14 protein-coding genes and 1 pseudogene are annotated in these 14578 nt (G+C 72.2%); 9 read left to right on the top strand and 6 right to left on the bottom strand.

Features of this window, described 5'->3' with window-relative positions; translation table 11 throughout:
• Positions 1–11 precede the first annotated feature (11 nt).
• The gene (locus tag AB0J64_RS04760) at positions 12–374 is read right to left on the bottom strand and encodes a signal peptidase I (RefSeq protein WP_364020620.1); all 363 of its coding nucleotides are present in this window, start codon (positions 372–374) and stop codon (positions 12–14) included.
• Between the two features lie 62 nt (positions 375–436).
• On the opposite strand from AB0J64_RS04760, the gene AB0J64_RS04765 reads away from it, so the two are divergent.
• The 3 genes from AB0J64_RS04765 (at position 437) to AB0J64_RS04775 (ending at position 3315) form a co-directional block, all read left to right on the top strand.
• Entirely contained in the window at positions 437–1156 is a 720-nt protein-coding gene (locus tag AB0J64_RS04765; RefSeq protein WP_364020623.1) for a class I SAM-dependent methyltransferase, read from the top strand.
• Positions 1157–1222: 66 nt separating this feature from the next.
• The gene (gene cysC, locus AB0J64_RS04770) at positions 1223–2437 is read left to right on the top strand and encodes an adenylyl-sulfate kinase (RefSeq protein WP_364020628.1); all 1215 of its coding nucleotides are present in this window, start codon (positions 1223–1225) and stop codon (positions 2435–2437) included.
• The gene (locus tag AB0J64_RS04775; protein WP_364020635.1) at positions 2425–3315 is read left to right on the top strand and encodes a sulfite exporter TauE/SafE family protein; all 891 of its coding nucleotides are present in this window, start codon (positions 2425–2427) and stop codon (positions 3313–3315) included. The genes cysC and AB0J64_RS04775 overlap by 13 nt, the downstream gene beginning before the upstream one ends.
• Here AB0J64_RS04775 and AB0J64_RS04780 read toward each other — a convergent pair.
• Positions 3260–4321, bottom strand: coding sequence for a hypothetical protein (locus AB0J64_RS04780; RefSeq protein ID WP_364020639.1), 1062 nt, complete (start codon positions 4319–4321; stop codon positions 3260–3262). The two genes, AB0J64_RS04775 and AB0J64_RS04780, sit on opposite strands and share 56 nt — an antisense overlap.
• A gap of 261 nt (positions 4322–4582) precedes the next feature.
• Here AB0J64_RS04780 and AB0J64_RS04785 point away from each other — a divergent pair, with 261 nt between their 5' ends.
• The 6 genes from AB0J64_RS04785 to AB0J64_RS04810 are packed head-to-tail and all read left to right on the top strand — an operon-like array spanning position 4583 to position 11134.
• Positions 4583–5863, top strand: a complete 1281-nt coding sequence (locus AB0J64_RS04785; RefSeq protein ID WP_364020642.1) for a Wzz/FepE/Etk N-terminal domain-containing protein — start codon at positions 4583–4585, stop codon at positions 5861–5863.
• Entirely contained in the window at positions 5860–7140 is a 1281-nt protein-coding gene (locus AB0J64_RS04790) for an O-antigen ligase family protein (RefSeq protein ID WP_364020646.1), read from the top strand. The genes AB0J64_RS04785 and AB0J64_RS04790 overlap by 4 nt, the downstream gene beginning before the upstream one ends.
• Positions 7137–8033: a hypothetical protein gene (locus AB0J64_RS04795; protein WP_364020649.1), complete on the top strand. Its 897-nt coding sequence runs from the start codon at positions 7137–7139 to the stop codon at positions 8031–8033. The genes AB0J64_RS04790 and AB0J64_RS04795 overlap by 4 nt, the downstream gene beginning before the upstream one ends.
• Complete coding sequence (locus AB0J64_RS04800; protein ID WP_364020652.1) at positions 8030–8884, top strand: sulfotransferase; 855 nt, start codon at positions 8030–8032, stop codon at positions 8882–8884. Before AB0J64_RS04795 ends, AB0J64_RS04800 begins: the two co-directional genes overlap by 4 nt.
• Positions 8881–10218 (top strand): lipopolysaccharide biosynthesis protein, encoded by a 1338-nt coding sequence (locus AB0J64_RS04805; RefSeq protein WP_364020693.1) that lies wholly within the window; start codon positions 8881–8883, stop codon positions 10216–10218. The genes AB0J64_RS04800 and AB0J64_RS04805 overlap by 4 nt, the downstream gene beginning before the upstream one ends.
• A 22-nt stretch (positions 10219–10240) precedes the next feature.
• Complete coding sequence (locus AB0J64_RS04810; protein WP_364020658.1) at positions 10241–11134, top strand: sulfotransferase; 894 nt, start codon at positions 10241–10243, stop codon at positions 11132–11134.
• A gap of 29 nt (positions 11135–11163) precedes the next feature.
• On the opposite strand, the gene AB0J64_RS04815 is transcribed toward AB0J64_RS04810, so the two are convergent.
• From AB0J64_RS04815 to AB0J64_RS04830, 4 genes and pseudogenes are all read right to left on the bottom strand, one after another.
• Positions 11164–11892 carry a WecB/TagA/CpsF family glycosyltransferase gene (locus AB0J64_RS04815; protein ID WP_364020660.1) on the bottom strand — a complete coding sequence of 243 codons (729 nt, stop codon included), beginning with the start codon at positions 11890–11892 and terminating at the stop codon, positions 11164–11166.
• Positions 11893–12521: 629 nt separating this feature from the next.
• A complete protein-coding gene (locus AB0J64_RS04820; RefSeq protein ID WP_364020664.1) occupies positions 12522–13427 on the bottom strand; it encodes a glycosyltransferase in 906 nt (301 codons plus the stop codon).
• Positions 13424–14320, bottom strand: a complete 897-nt coding sequence (locus AB0J64_RS04825) for a sulfotransferase (RefSeq protein ID WP_364020668.1) — start codon at positions 14318–14320, stop codon at positions 13424–13426. Before AB0J64_RS04825 ends, AB0J64_RS04820 begins: the two co-directional genes overlap by 4 nt.
• A gap of 84 nt (positions 14321–14404) precedes the next feature.
• Positions 14405–14578, bottom strand: a pseudogene (locus AB0J64_RS04830) (sulfate adenylyltransferase); the annotation flags it as partial.

The following is a 14578-nucleotide window of genomic DNA, read 5'->3' on the forward strand; positions in this document are numbered from 1 at the left end:
CCGACGCACCCTCAGCCGATCCGATAACCAGGCACGGAGGGCCAGCGCACGGTGAGCACGGTCGAGGCCTCCTCCGCGTACCACGAATGGTCGACGCCCTTCCCCCAGACCACGTAGTCACCAGGCTCGGACAGCAGCACACTGCGGCCCGGCAGCTCCACCCGGAACCGGCCGCTGATCAGCACCAGCAGGGCGGTGCGCTCTTCGCCCTTGACCCACTCCCCCCGCTCGTCGCCCGGCGGGTGGACGCCCCACTTGATCTCGACATCGTCGCTGTGCCTTGGATCGCCGAGGGGTTTGAAATGACCCAGCAACCAGCCACGGTCCGCGGCCGCGTCGACGCCGGCGTTCCCCACATAGACCACTTCGCTCACGGGCCAGGACGCTAGCAGGGAAATGCCTTACTGATTCGGATCGATTGATTACTGTAGGTGACATGTCTGAGGTGCGATCGGTCGCCCCGAGAGGCGACCTTTTCGGTCAGCGGGTCCGCGAGCAGTGGGCCGGCCTGCTCGGCAGGCGGCTCGACGTGCTCGTCGCCGGGTGCGCGCACGACGAGCCGCTCGCCCTGGAGCGGATCGAGACGAGGGCCACCGGGGTCGACGAGGACCATCCCGTGATCAGGGCCGTGCTGGGTGAGCGCGCCGACCTGGTGTCGTGGTCGCTGGGCGACCTGCGCTGCGTGCCCCTGCCGCCCAGGTCGTACGACGTGATCCAGGTGTCCTTCCTGCTCGAGCGGGTCAGGCACGCGGAGCTCGTCCTCGACCGGCTGCTGCAGTCACTGCGTCCGGGCGGCCTGGTGCTGCTGCGCATGCGCGACCGCAGGTCCGCCTACGGCCTGCTCGACCGGATCGCGCCGTCGTGGCTGCGCCGCCTGCTGTGGCGCCTGGTCGTCGCCCCGGGCACGCCGGGCCCGCTCCCCGCCGTCTACGAGCCGCTGGCCTCGAGCGACGGCATGCACGCGTTCTGCCTCAGCCGCGGGCTCATGATCACCGATGACACGCGGAACACCAGCGGCCCGGCGCGCAAGCGCAGGCTCGCCGCCGCCGCGCTCGCCGCGGTCGCCAAGCTGACCAACGGCCGCTACCCAGCCGGCCACGACGAGATCACCATGGTGATCAGGAAGCCCCAGCACCACTTCGCCCGGCTTCTCTAGCCACCACTCGTATGAATCGGTAGACTTCCCTACCAATTCAATCGGAATAGTTGGGATGTTGCAGACGTGGAGTGGACCCCCGACCCGCGCGAGCTGGCCGACCTCGAGCTGCTGCTGTCCGGCGCGTTCGAGCCGCTGACCGGGTTCCTCGGCCACGATGACCTCCACGCGGTGCACGAACGCGGCACGCTCGCCGACGGCACCGCGTGGCCCGCGCCCGTCACGCTCCACCTGCCCGCCGACGTCTCGCCCGGCGACGAGGTCACCCTGCTCGACCCGGAGGGCCTGCCGCTGGCCACGCTCACGGTGAGCGCCCACGAGCCCGACGGGCTGACCGCAGGCCCCGTCAAGGGCCTCGGCGCCCCCGAGCACGGCCCGTTCGCGCGCCTGCGGCGCACCCCGGCCGAGGTCCGGGCCGAGCTCGGCGACCGTCCGGCGCTCGCCGTCACCATGCGCGGCCCCCTCGACGACCTCTCCGAGATCGTCGCCACCGCGAAGGAGCTCGACGCGGTGATCATGCTCCTCCCCCTCTCGTACGGCGAGCCGGGCCCCGCGGTCGTACGCGCCGCGCTCCGCGCCAAGGAGAAGCTGCCCGAGGACACGATCGTCGTCTCCGTGCCCCTGGCACCCCGCGAGGAGCCCGAGATCGACCTGGAGCTGCGCGAGCACGTCGCCACCGCCTACGGCGCCGCCGAGCACCTGGCGGGCCCGGACCCGGTCCGCATTCCCGGCCCTCCGCACCGCAGGGGCCTCGTGGTCTTCTTCACCGGCCTGTCGGGCTCCGGCAAGTCCACGATCGCCCGCGGCCTGCGTGACGCGCTGCTGGAGCTCGGCACCCGCACGGTGACCTACCTCGACGGCGACGTCGTGCGCCAGCTGCTGTCCAAGGGCCTGACGTTCTCCAAGGCCGACCGCGACCTGAACATCCGCCGCATCGGCTTCGTCGCCGCTGAGACCGCCCGCCACGGCGGCCTGGCCATCTGCGCGCCCATCGCCCCCTACGCGGCCACCCGCGAGGAGGTACGCGAGATGGTCGAGTCCGTCGGGGCGGACTTCCTGCTCGTGCACGTCGCGACGCCGCTGGAGGAGTGCGAGCGGCGCGACCGCAAGGGCCTGTACGCCAAGGCGCGCGCCGGTCTCATCCCCGAGTTCACCGGCGTCTCCGACCCCTACGAGGAGCCGGACGACGCCGATCTGGTGATCGACACCACGCACCTCTCGATCGACACGGCCGTCTCCCAGGTCCTGGGAGCTTTGCAGTCAGGAGGATGGGTACGTTGATCGACTTCCCCCTGATCGTCGGGTCCTTCTTCGTCGCCATCGTGGTCGGGCTGACCGGGATGGGCGGCGGGGCGCTCATGACGCCGATGATGATGCTGTTCTTCAACGTCCCGCCGCTGGCCGCGGTCTCCAGCGACCTGGTCGCCTCGGCCGTGATGAAGCCGGTCGGCAGCTTCGTGCACCTGCGCCGGGGCACGGTCAACCTGCGGCTGGTCGGCTGGCTCTGCGCGGGCTCGGTGCCGGCCGCCTTCTGCGGCGTGTTCCTGGCCCGCGCGTTCGCGGTCACCGACGGCGTGAAGTACGCGCTCGGCGTGGCGCTGCTGCTGGCCGTGGCGGGCATGGCACTCAAGACCTGGCTCGGCGGGCGGGGAGGAACGTCGAGCGCACACGAGATCGTCGTGCGCCCAATTCCGACCCTACTGGTCGGTACGGTAGGCGGACTGGTCGTCGGCGTCTCGTCTGTAGGATCCGGATCGCTGATCATCGTGGCCCTGATCGCCCTCTACCCGGCGCTCAAGGCCAACCAGCTCGTCGGCACCGACCTCGTCCAGGCCGTGCCGCTGGTCGCCTCCGCCGCCCTCGGGCACCTGCTGTTCGGCGACTTCCAGCTGGACCTCACGCTGTCGCTGCTCATCGGCTCGATCCCGGGCGTCTATCTGGGCGCCAGGATCTCCTCACGCGCCCCCGGCGGCCTGATCAGGGCGCTGCTGGCGATCGTCCTGCTGGCCTCCGCCTGCAAGCTGCTCGACGTGAGCAACACACTGACCGCCTGCGCTCTGGGGGCCGCCATCGTGATCACGGTCGTGGGGTGGCGGGTGCGGGTCAGGGCCTCGGCACGGGTGTCGAGCGAAAATACGGATCTCGAGCCAGTTCGCTGAACGCCCGGCCGGCGCCCGTACCGGCGTCGAAGCTGGTGTCGCCGCGCGGCGCGCGCGGCGAGTCGAAGTACAGCAGCGCCTTGATCTGCGGATACCGCTTGATCTGCCGCCGCACCGACTCGAAGAACGCCCGCTTGTCCCCCTGCTGGAACACCCCCCACTCGGCCACCATGACCGGCTTGCCGGGGAAGCGCGCCTGCATCCACCGGTAGAAGCCCGGCCAGTCCGGATATTCCTTGCGGGTCTTGTTCACCAGGCCCTCGAAGTCGTCCACCCGGCTGTCGGCGTACGGGTCCATGGCCACCCAGTCGACCACGTCGTCACCCGGGTAGAGGTCCTCGAACCAGGGCTCGGCCGCCCAGTTGGGCGCCCCCATGTACGTCATGACCATGACCGCGTTCTTCACGCCGTCGGCCCGCAGCCTGAGCACGACGTGCCGGTACATGGCCGCGTAGTCGGTGGCCTGCATGCCCGAGCCCGACGAGGTGTCCACGTCGTTCTCCGGCTCGTGGTGAAGGGTGAGGAAGAACCGCTCGGGAAAGGTGCGCCGGAGGTAGCCGGCCAGCCGGTCGATCCTGGCGTCGAGCGCGCCGTCGGCGATCTCGGCCCAGGTGCGGTCGAGCGACGGCTTCCAGTTGATCATGAGCAGCCGGGGCCTGGCCGGGTCGCGGGCCATCCTGATCTCGGCGTCAGTGGGGAACAGCTCGCTGCCCCGGTGGTAGACGTGCACCACGTCGGCGGCGGCCCCCATGCGCGCCTCCGCGCCGTGCAGAGCGTGCTCCAGCGGGGCGCCGGTGAAGACCTCCGGCGCGACGCCCCACCAGGCGCCGCAGGACGGGATGAGCCTGGAGGTCGCCGTACAGGACGGCGAGCCCGAGGGGTCCTTGACCGCTACGGGCGCCCGCGCGTTGGAGCCCTCGGCCGTGGAGCAGGCGGCCAGCGCCGCGATGACGGCCAGAATGACCGCGGCGTTCGTTGCGGTTTGAGAAATTCCCCGTAGCTGCAAAGCCTTTCAACCCCCTCGTCGAATGACCCCCGCCTATCAAACCTGAACCTTGCCATGTCATTCCTGGAACTTCAGCCAGTGTGCAGAGTCTCTCCTGCTCACAGCGAACAGAGCCGCCCCAGAATTTCCGGACATTTCAATTTATAGGTGGCTTTACCTTGTACCCCTACTGGAGAAAATCTTGGGTAATCGGCTTGGCTGATAATCGTCCGCCCTATAGTGGGCGCACATCTCGACGCATTTCCAGGAGACCCTTCCCCCATGAGCTCCGGCACGGACCTGGACGAGCACCTTTCGCTGCTGCGCAGGCGATGGCTGCTCCTGGTGGGCTGCGTCGTGTTCGGCGGCACGGCCGGACTCGCGCTCATGCGCCTCACGCCGCCCTCCTACACCGCCACCACGCAGGTGCTGGTCATGCCGGTCGGCTCGCAGGAGCCGGCCAACCCGGTGACCAGTCGCCAGCGCGAGCCACTCAACCTCGACACCGAGGCCCAGGTCGCGCAGTCCGCCGTGGTCGCCACGCGGGCGGCCAGGGCGCTGGGGGTCGGGAGCCCCGAGCCCGTCGAGGTCTCGGTGCCGCCCAACTCGGCGGTGCTGTGGATCTCGGTCACCGCCTCCGACGCCACGGTCGCGGCCGCCCAGTCCCGCGCGTACGCCCAGGCCTATCTCACCAACCGCCGCGAGAGCGCGCTGGCCGCCCTGGCCGACCAGCAGCGGGCCGTGCTGGCCAAGCTCAAGCAGGTCAACACCGCCATCGACACGGTGATCAAGCAGCTCGGCGGGCTGGCCAAGTTCGGCCCCGAGCACGCGATCGCGCTCCAGCGGCAGAGCGTGCTCAACCGGCAGGCCGCCGGGCTCGCCCTGAAGTACGACGCGCTCAGGACGGTCGCGGTGACCCCCGGCATGGTCATCAGCCAGGCCGCCCCGCCGTCCGCGCCCGTCTCCCCCAGCCTGCCGCTCTACCTCGGCACGGGGCTCATGGCCGGGCTGCTGGCCGGTGCGGCCGCCGCCTACGCCCGCGACCGGCTCGACCGGCGGCTGCGCACGGCCGCCGACGTCGAGCGGCTGACCGGCCTGCCCGTGCTGGGCGACCTGTCGAGCCCGCGCGAGCCCGGCGTGGCCCACGAGCTGGCCTGCGCCGTGGTCGCCACGTGTCCGGGCAAGCGGCTGCTGGTCAGGGCGCTGCCCGCGGACCTGCCCGACTCGACGCGGGCCGACCCGGTGGCCGTCAACCTGCCGCTGACGGTGCTCGACGGCTCCGACGTACGCGATCTGTCCAGGGCGGACGCGGCCCTGCTGCTGATCGGTCTCGGCCGGGTCACCTCCGACCGGGTCATGGCCGCCGTGCGGCAGCTCGACCGGCACGACGTGCCGATCATCGGCGTGGTGACGGCGACCGACGCGCTGCCCTCGTTCGTGCCCCTGCTGGAGCCGCGCACGCACACCCCGCTCGGCAAGCTGGTCGCGACCGGCGAGCTGGAGGTGGCCGAGACCACGCCCATGCACGCGATGCACCCCCGGCGTCCCGGCCAGCCGACGTGAGGGGGCCCGCGTGGCCGATCACGGTGCTGCTCGTCGGCTATCCGGTGTGGTGGGCGCTGGGGTTCGGCGGGCTGTCGGTGATCGTGCTGGCGGTGCCGATGGCGATGGTGCTGTGGCGGCGCCGGCCGATCAGGGTGCCGCGCGGGTTCGGGCTCTGGCTGCTGCTGATCGCCGGCTACCTGGTGAGCGGCCTGATGCTGGCCGAGATGCCGCCGGACACGTACGGCGACTTCGGGCCCGGGCGGTTGATCGGCTACCTCATGCGGCTGGCGCTCTACGTGGCCATCCTGATCATGGTGCTCTACCTCGGCAACCTGACCGAGCGCGAGCTGCCGCAGCTGCGCCTGGTGCGGCTGCTCGGCGTGCTGTTCGTCACGACGGTCGCGGGCGGGCTGCTCGGCGTGTTCTTCCCCTCGTTCGCGTTCACCTCGCCGATGGAGCTGCTGCTGCCCGACTGGGCGGCCGGCAACTCGTTCGTCCAGAACCTCATCCACCCGACTGCCGCCCAGACACAGAAGGTGCTGGGCTTCTCCTTGCCGCGGCCGGAGGCTCCGTTCGAGTGGGCCAACGCGTGGGGCAGCAACGTGTCGGTGCTGCTGGTGTGGTTCGTGATCGGCTGGTGGGTGTACGGCACGCCGCGGCAGAAGGCTCTCGTGGCGGCCACGCTCGCCCTGGCCGCCGTCCCCATCGTCTACTCGCTCAACCGGGGCCTCTGGATCGGCCTCGGCCTGGCCCTCGTCTACCTGGTCGTCCGGCTCGGGGGTCGCACCAGAGTGGCGCTCTGCGGGGCGGCGGCGGTGGCGGCGCTGGTGTTCGCGCTGAGCCCGCTCGCGTCGCTGTTCGCGCAGCGGCTGGACAAACCGCACTCGAACGACATCAGGGCCTTCACCGTGTCGGCCACCGTCGCGGCCGCCGCGCACTCGCCGATCATCGGCTACGGCAACACGCGCAACGCCATGGGCAACCATCGCACGATCACCACGGGCAGGACCCAGTGGTGCGAGGGCTGCGGCCATCCGCCGCTGGGCAGCGACGGCCAGCTCTGGCTGCTGATCATCACGCAGGGGTTCACCGGGGCGGCGCTCTACGTGGCGTTCTTCGTGGGCGCGATCCGGCGCCACTGGAGTGACCGCAGCCCCATCGGGCTGGCCGGAGTGCTGGTGATGGGGCTGGTGCTGCTCTACATGTTCGTCTACGACGGGCTGGTCACGCCGCTCAGCCTGTATCTCATCTCGTTCGCCCTGCTGTGGCGCAACCATCTGGGAGACGTCTCGTGAACGACGCCGCGATCCGGCTCGGCTATCTCGCGGAGACCGTGCGGCTGCTGTATCCGGGGCCGGGGGCGCTCCGGGCTTACACCGTGCTGCCGCATGCCGCCGTGCCCCGGCGGCTGGTGCCGCGCCGCTGGTGGCATCCGTGGTCCTCGGTCATGGTGCCGGGTGAGGGGTCGATCGCCGCGTACCTGAGCGAGGTCTTCGGACGGCCCGTCGAGACCGTCCTGCACGTACGTCCGGCGCTGCGGGCCAACCGGAAGCCCATTCTGGAGGCGCGCTCGGACGGGCGGCGGCTGGCGTTCGTGAAGGTCGGCGACAGCGAGCGGGCCCGCTCGCTGATCACCACGGAGGCGGCGGCGCTGCGCCGGCTGGCCGGGCTCCCGCTGGCCACGGTCACCGTGCCGGCCGTGCTCCACCACGGCGTCTGGCGCGACCTGGCGGTGCTGGCGCTGTCGCCGCTGCCGGTGCGGCGCGGCCGGGTGCCCCGGCCGCTGCTGATCGAGGCGGTCAAGGAGATCGCCTCGACCGGGGGCCCGTGCGCGGCCTGGCACGGAGACCTCGCGCCCTGGAACATGTGCCCCTCCTCCGACGGGCGTCTCCTGGTGTGGGACTGGGAGCGGTACGAGGTCGGCGTCCCCTACGGCTTCGACCTCGTGCACCACTTCTTCCAGCGGGCGCTGCGCTCGATGGCCCCGCCGGTCGCGGCGCGGGCGTGCGTGGCGCGGGCCGTACGCGAGCTCGCCCCACTCGGACTGTCCGCGGCGGTGGCCAGGCAGACCGCCATCCGTTACCTCATCGCGCTGGCCGACAGGCACGCCGCCGACGGCCACGCGCCGCTCGGGCCGCCGGAGACCTGGCTCAATCCGGCCGTCGATCATGAGGAGCTGCTCGCATGAGGGCCATGAAGGCGTCGGTGCTGTCGCTGTCGCGCGCCACGGGGCGGCTCACGTCGGGGGCGCGGGTGCTGCCGTCGTTCATCGTCGCGGGGGCGCAGCGCTGCGGCACCACCTCGCTGTACCGCGCGCTGGCGCAGCATCCGCTGCTGCTCAAGCCGGTGCTGCACAAGGGCGTGCACTATTTCGACGTCGGCTACTGGCGGGGGCTGTCCTGGTACCAGGCGCACTTCCCGCTGCGGATGAGCGCGGGGCTGGTCGAGCACCGGTACGGCTCGCGGGCGCTGGCGTTCGAGTCCTCCCCCTACTACCTGTTCCATCCGCTGGCCGGGGAGCGGATCGCGGCTGATCTGCCCGGCGTGCGGCTGATCGTCCTGGTGCGCGATCCGGTGGAGCGGGCGTGCTCGGCCCACGCGCACGAGCTGGCCAGGGGGTTCGAGACCGAGTCGCACTTCGAGTCGGCGCTGGAGCTCGAGCCCGAGCGGCTGGCCGGGGCCGAGGAGCTGCTGTGCGGATCCCCCTTCTCCCTGCACCACTCCCACCGGCATCACGCGTACCTGGCCCGGGGCCGCTACGCCGACCAGCTCGACCGGCTGGAGGCGCTGTTCGGGCGCGAGCGGATCCTGGTGCTCGACAGCCACCGCTTCTTCGCCGAGCCGGAGACCGTGTACGACCGGGTGCTGGAGTTCCTGGGCGTGCCGCATCTCGGATACCCGGTGTTCGAGCGGCACAACGGGCGTCCTTCGCCGCAGCCGGTGCCGCGCGAGCTCGCGCGGACGCTGCGCGAGCAGTTCGAGCCGTACGACGCGCGGTTGGTGCGGTGGCTGGGCGGTGAGCCTTCGTGGCGGCGATGACCGCGGGCCTGCGGCGGCGCGGGATCGCGGGGATCTGCGGGGCGGTCTTCGGGGCCTTCGCGCAGTTCGTCCTTGTCATGGTCGTGACCAGGACGTTCGCTCCCGCTGACGCCGGCGCGTTCTTCGCGGCGACCGCGCTGGCGCTCATGGCGGCGGGGATCGCCAAGCTGGATGCGGGGAACGGGCTCGTGTACTTCATCGCGCGGGCGAAGACCTACGACTACCTCGGCATTTCCGGATATATCCGGGCAGCCCTCGTGCCCTGCGTGGCGGTCTCCTGCCTGGCGGGAGCGGTGCTGTACCCGCGGCTGGGCCCGGTGGCCGCGCTCGTGCCGGTCATGGTGGTCGGCGACGTGCTGCTGGCCGCCACCCGTGGATTCGGGGCCATGCGGCCCACGGTCCTCGTGGACGGGGTGCTGGTGCCCTTCGCCCAGCTCGTGCTGGTGGCCGTGGTCTGCGCGACGGACGCGGTCTCGTGGCTGCCGGTGGCCTGGGGGGCGCCGTACGTGCCGGCCCTGGCCCTGGCCTGGGCCGGGCTGCGGAGACGGGTGCCGCGGACGCCGTACCTGCCCGGCACCGGGCGCGACCTGTGGCGGTACACGGCTCCCCGGTCCGCGGCGGGGGCCATCCAGGCGGTGTTCCAGCGACTGGACATCGTGATCGTCGCGCTACTCGGCGGGCCGGCGCAGGCCGCCGTCTACACGGCCGCCACCCGTTTCAAGGTGGTCGGGCAGCTCGCGAACCAGGGGCTGGCGCAGGCCGTACAGGCTCGGCTGGTCACGGCGCTCGCCGACGGAGAGCGGGCACGGGCCGGAGAGCTGTACCAGACCGCCACGCTCTGGCTGGTGCTGCTGACGTGGCCGGTGTGGCTGGCGTACGCGGCGCTGGCGCCGTGGCTGCTGCGGCTGTTCGGACCCTCCTACGGGGCCGCGGCGCCCGTGGCGCTCGTGCTGGCGGGCACGATGATGGTGGCCACGGCCTGCGGGATGGTGGACGTGGTGCTGACGGCCGCCGGACACACGGGCACGAGCCTGCTCAACCTGGTCGCGGCGATCACGTGCACGGTGGTGCTGGACGTGGCCCTGATCCCCGTCCACGGGGCGTTCGGGGCGGTGCTCGGCTGGTCGGGCGGGGTGCTGGTCAAGAACCTGCTCCCGCTCTGGCAGCTCCACCGCCGCCACGGCCTCCACCCCTTCGGCCGCCACACCCTGGCCGCCCTGCGAGGGAGCGCCGCCGCCTGGACTGAGGAACGCAGGGAGCGATGCGACCGGAGTGACGAGGGAAGGCGGCGGCCCCCCGGCGACCGGGCCGCCTCCACGGAGTGGAGGCCATGAACACGCGCACTCGGGTGGTCGGGTGAGCCGTGCTCCGGTGCTGGTGACCGGGCTGCCGAGGAGCGGCACGAGCTGGACGGGCAAGATGCTCGCCGCCGGCGGCGACCTGGTCTACGTCAACGAGCCGCTCAACCCGCAGCACCCGCCGGGCCGCTGCCCCGGAGTGCTCAGGGCCTCGGTGACCCACAGGTTCCAGTACATCTGCGACGACAACGCCGCCGACTGGCTGCCCGCCTTCCGCGACACCGTGGCGCTGCGCTACCGCTGGCTCTCCGAGCTGCGCGCGAACCGCTCCCCGTACGATCTGGCCAGGCTGCTCCGCTACGGCACCGCCTTCTCCTTCGGCCGGCTGACAGGCCGCCGGGCGCTGCTGGACGACCCGTTCGCGGTGCTGAGCGCCGGCTGGTTCGCCTCTTCTCTGGGGTGCCGGGTGATCGCGCTCGTGCGGGATCCGGTCTCGTTCGTGGCGAGCTGGCAGCGGCTCGGGTGGACGGTCTACTTCCACGAACTGCTCGAACAGCCGCTGCTCGTCCGCGACCACCCGGAGCTCCTCGAGCTGCGCGCCCTCGTCGGCTCCCAGGACCGCGTCATGAAGGCGGCACTGCTGTGGCGGGCGACCCGCACGATCCTGACCCGTACTCCCGGAATCCTCATCGTCTCGTACGAGTCGCTGGCCGCCGACCCGCTGACCGGCTTCCGGCGCCTGTACGACCACGCGGGCCTGGCCTGGACGCCGGCCGCGGAGCGCCGCATCGCGCGGGCCTGCACGGGGCCGTCCAGAGGTGGTACGGGGTTCGCCTGGTCGGGTCTGTCACGCACGGCCTTCCGGCCCATGGACTCCCGCCGGGCGCTGGACGCCGCGGGCCAGGGCCTCAGCTCCGAGGACGTGGCCCGCGTACGCGCTCTCACCGCCTGACGCGGTCTGTCAGGCAGGCGCACGCACCCTCACCGCCTGGCCCGGCCGGCCAGGCAGGCGGCCAGCAGCCGCGCCGCGAACGGCAGGTCGTCCACGAGGTAGCGGCGCGCCAGCCGCCCCGGCTCGCAGACCAGCCGGAACGCCCACTCCAGCCCTGTCCGGCGCATCCATCCAGGCGCTCTGGACACCGTGCCGGCGGCGAACGCGATCGCCGCCCCGCACCCCACGAACCACGCCTCCGGCAGCTCCTCCCGCAGGTCGGCGATGAGCCTGTCCTGCCGGGGGAAACCCAGCCCGACGAACACCAGCCGCGGCCGCGCGGCCACCACCTTCCTCCGGACCCGCGCGCTGCCCTCGGGGGTGGCGTCGAAGTCGTAGGGCGGGGCGTGCACGCCGCACACCTTCAGCCGAGGGTGGCAGCTCGTGAGCTCGTCCGCCGCCTTCCGCGCCACGCCTGGGGGGCCGCCGAGCAGGTAGACGGGCCAGCCGCGGCGGGCGGCGAGCTTGCTGAGCGACCAGATGAGGTCCGCGCCCGTCACGCGCTCGGGCACCGGGGTGCCGAGCAGCCTGGCCGCCCACACCAGGGGCATGCCGTCGGTCACCACCAGCTCGGCGGTGCACACCAGCTCTCTGAGCGCTGGGTCCTTGGCGGCTGCCCGGCAGATGTCGATGTTGGGGGTGACGATCCGCCCGCCCCTGCCGGCCTCCAGCTCGGTCTCCACCCGCCGGACCACCTCATCCTCGGTGAGCGCATCCACCCCGATCCCACCTACCTGCACCCGCCGCACCCCTGCCGCACCGACCGCCGGCACGTGCACGTGACCGGGAGCGTGCGCCCGGTCGGCGGCGTGCGCTGGATGGGCGGCAGGCGCCTGGTAGCTCGGGCGGTCGTCGGTGGCCGGAGTCCGAGCGTCAGAACCGCGTCGATGACCGGCGGCGGACGTGGGCCGTGCATACGGCGAACGCCTCTCACCACGCGGCGCGGCGGAGGATGCCGCTTCCTCGTCGTGAGGCGGCTCACCGAAACCGACCGGGCGCGCTGCGGCGGGCACCTGGGCGCGCGTGTCACGCGCTGAGCCCTGGCGCGTGCCAGGTGCGGAGCCCTGCTGCGTGCCAGGTGCCGAGCCCTGGTGCGCGTCGTCCGAAGGCGGTGTGTCCGTGAGCGGCCCAGGAGACGATGCGTCCCCACGCGGCGCTTCCTCAAGCGGCGCCTCGCCACGCGACGTATCCCCAGGCGGCGCCCCACCACGCGACGTCTCGTCACACGACGTATCCCCCGGGGCAACCTCCCCGGGCGGCGTATCCCCAGGCCTTATGGGCGGGAGCGGGATGGTGTCCTCGGGGAGGCGTTGGGACGGGACAGGTGGGCTGGTGGTCTTGGGCGGAGTCAAATGCCGTGCCCCCTACGGTGAAGGGCGGAAAGGATCGTTGGCGCGGAGACGAGGCCGGCCGCCACCGCCAGGGCGATCGGGGCGCGTGGCTCCCCCGGGCGGGTCGCCAGGGCGCGGAGGGCCCAGCGGGTGGCCTCGCGGCGGTGGCCGAGCGCCGCGTGGGCGAAGGCCAGCTGGCCGCAGACCCGCGCCGCGCCGCGCGGATCCACGGCCAGTTCGGGGTGCCGGGCGAGCATCCAGTCGAGCCCGGCAATGCGGTCCGCCCAACGGGCGACGTAGTGGGACGCGCCCCAGCGCACCCGGACGAGCGGGCGGTCCACGTACGTGATCGGTTGCCGCTTGGCGGCGCGCAGGGCGAGATCCCAGTCCTCGTTCTGGCCGTTGGGCGCGCTCTCGTCGGCCCACAGGGCGCCGCGCTCGAACAGGAACGTCGACGAGTGCACCATCACCATGCGCGAGCGGGCCAGGTCGTCCGCGGTCACCGTGTCGCGTCCGGCCAGGCGAGGCACTCGGGTCGGTTCGCCGGGCCCGCGCTCCTCCCGTACGTACTCCACCTCGATGCCGCAGCTCGCGAACGCGCCGCCACGGTCGCGCAGCGCCCGCACCTGGGCGGCGAGCTTGCCGGGCAGCCACAGGTCGTCGTCGTCGCAGAAGGCGACGAGATCGGTGTCGCAGGCCGCGATGCCGGTGTTCCTGGCGCCGGGGAGGCCGGGCGTGCGTGTGTTCGGCAGGACCCGGGCCGAGGCCGGCACGTCGACGTCGGCAGGGGCGACGCCGTCGGCGACCACCACCACGGACAGGCGACCCGGGTGGTCCTGGGCCAGCGCCGACTCCACCGCCTCGCGCAGTTGCGCCGGCCGGTCGCCTCTGGTCGGGATCACGACACCCACCGAAAGGGTCATGGCGCCTCCCGGTAGCCGTACCGAGCCCGGAGCGGCCACGTCAGCGCGTTGACCACCCGGCGGTCGCCGTCACGCATCCCTGTCATCCACGAGTCGTCCCGGCGCAGCTCGACCCGCCCCACGAGGAAGCGCATCGGGTTGCCGGAGGCGGTGTGGGAGGGGCCGAGCCAGACCGTGCGGTCGTCGAGGAACGGCAGGTCCGGCTCCGCGAGGCCGAGTCCGAGCGCCAGTGAGCCGAGCGTGGGGCCGGGGGCGGCGAGCAGGTCCTCGTAGCGGACCCTGACGACGCGGGCCCCGCGCCCCGGCAGGAGCTCGAGTGCGGTGTTCTGGGCGGTCCAGTGGACCGCCGTGCGGGCCGGCCCCCACTGCGTCATGGGCCGCCCGTCCTCAGGGCGATGCACGGTCCTGGCCCACGAGTGGGCGACGGCGCGAGGGTCCCTGACCACGTGGACGATCCGTACGTCCACCCCGCCGGCGACCAGACAGCAGGCCAGGGACGCGTGCTTGCTGGAGTCGATCACGACCGGAGCGCCGATGGCCTCGTACAGCAGCCGGTACGCCTGCACGTACTCGGCCAGGTCCGGGTGCTCGATGCGCGGGATTCTGCGGGTGCGGTCGACCCGCCGTCGCAGCGTCAGGATCCTTCCCACCAGGGCCGGGGTCCATCCGCCGAACGCGCGCTCCCCCACCTGCCGCCAGAAGGGACAGACCGGGAACGGCGCCCCGCACCCGCAGAGCTCCTCCGCGAGCACCCCCCTCTCCCACAGGTGCACTACCTCCCCAAGCGCGACCACGCCGGGCAGCTCGCCCAGGAGCCTCTCGAGCAGTGTTGTGCCACTGCGTCCGAGGCCTCCGAGATAGATGACCCGGGTGGTGGTCGCACGGTCGGTCACGGAGGAGGGCCTTCGCGTCGTGAACACGTAATGCGATGACCCTAGCGCGGAGAGTAATCAGCGGGTCGGGGAACCCGAAAAGATCTACCTAGGTGCGTCGACGATCATGCCGGCGCCGACGGTGCCGTTCGTGGCCTCATCCACGAGAATGAAACCGCCGGTGAGCCTGTTACGCCCGTAATCGTCCACGAACAGCGGCTGCGTGACCCGCAACGACACCCGCCCGATCTCGTTGAGACCCAGCGCCGTCGCCGTCTC

The organism is Nonomuraea sp. NPDC049695 (assembly GCF_040674955.1).
Lineage (GTDB): Bacteria > Actinomycetota > Actinomycetes > Streptosporangiales > Streptosporangiaceae > Nonomuraea > Nonomuraea helvata.

Coding starts and splice junctions, on each gene's coding strand:
- AB0J64_RS04820 (WP_364020664.1), bottom strand. CDS start 13,427: ATGACCCTTTCGGTGGGTGTCGTGATCCCGACCAGAGGCGACCGGCCG.
- AB0J64_RS04800 (WP_364020652.1), top strand. CDS start 8,030: ATGAGGGCCATGAAGGCGTCGGTGCTGTCGCTGTCGCGCGCCACGGGG.
- AB0J64_RS04765 (WP_364020623.1), top strand. CDS start 437: ATGTCTGAGGTGCGATCGGTCGCCCCGAGAGGCGACCTTTTCGGTCAG.
- AB0J64_RS04805 (WP_364020693.1), top strand. CDS start 8,881: ATGACCGCGGGCCTGCGGCGGCGCGGGATCGCGGGGATCTGCGGGGCG.
- AB0J64_RS04785 (WP_364020642.1), top strand. CDS start 4,583: ATGAGCTCCGGCACGGACCTGGACGAGCACCTTTCGCTGCTGCGCAGG.
- AB0J64_RS04775 (WP_364020635.1), top strand. CDS start 2,425: ATGGGTACGTTGATCGACTTCCCCCTGATCGTCGGGTCCTTCTTCGTC.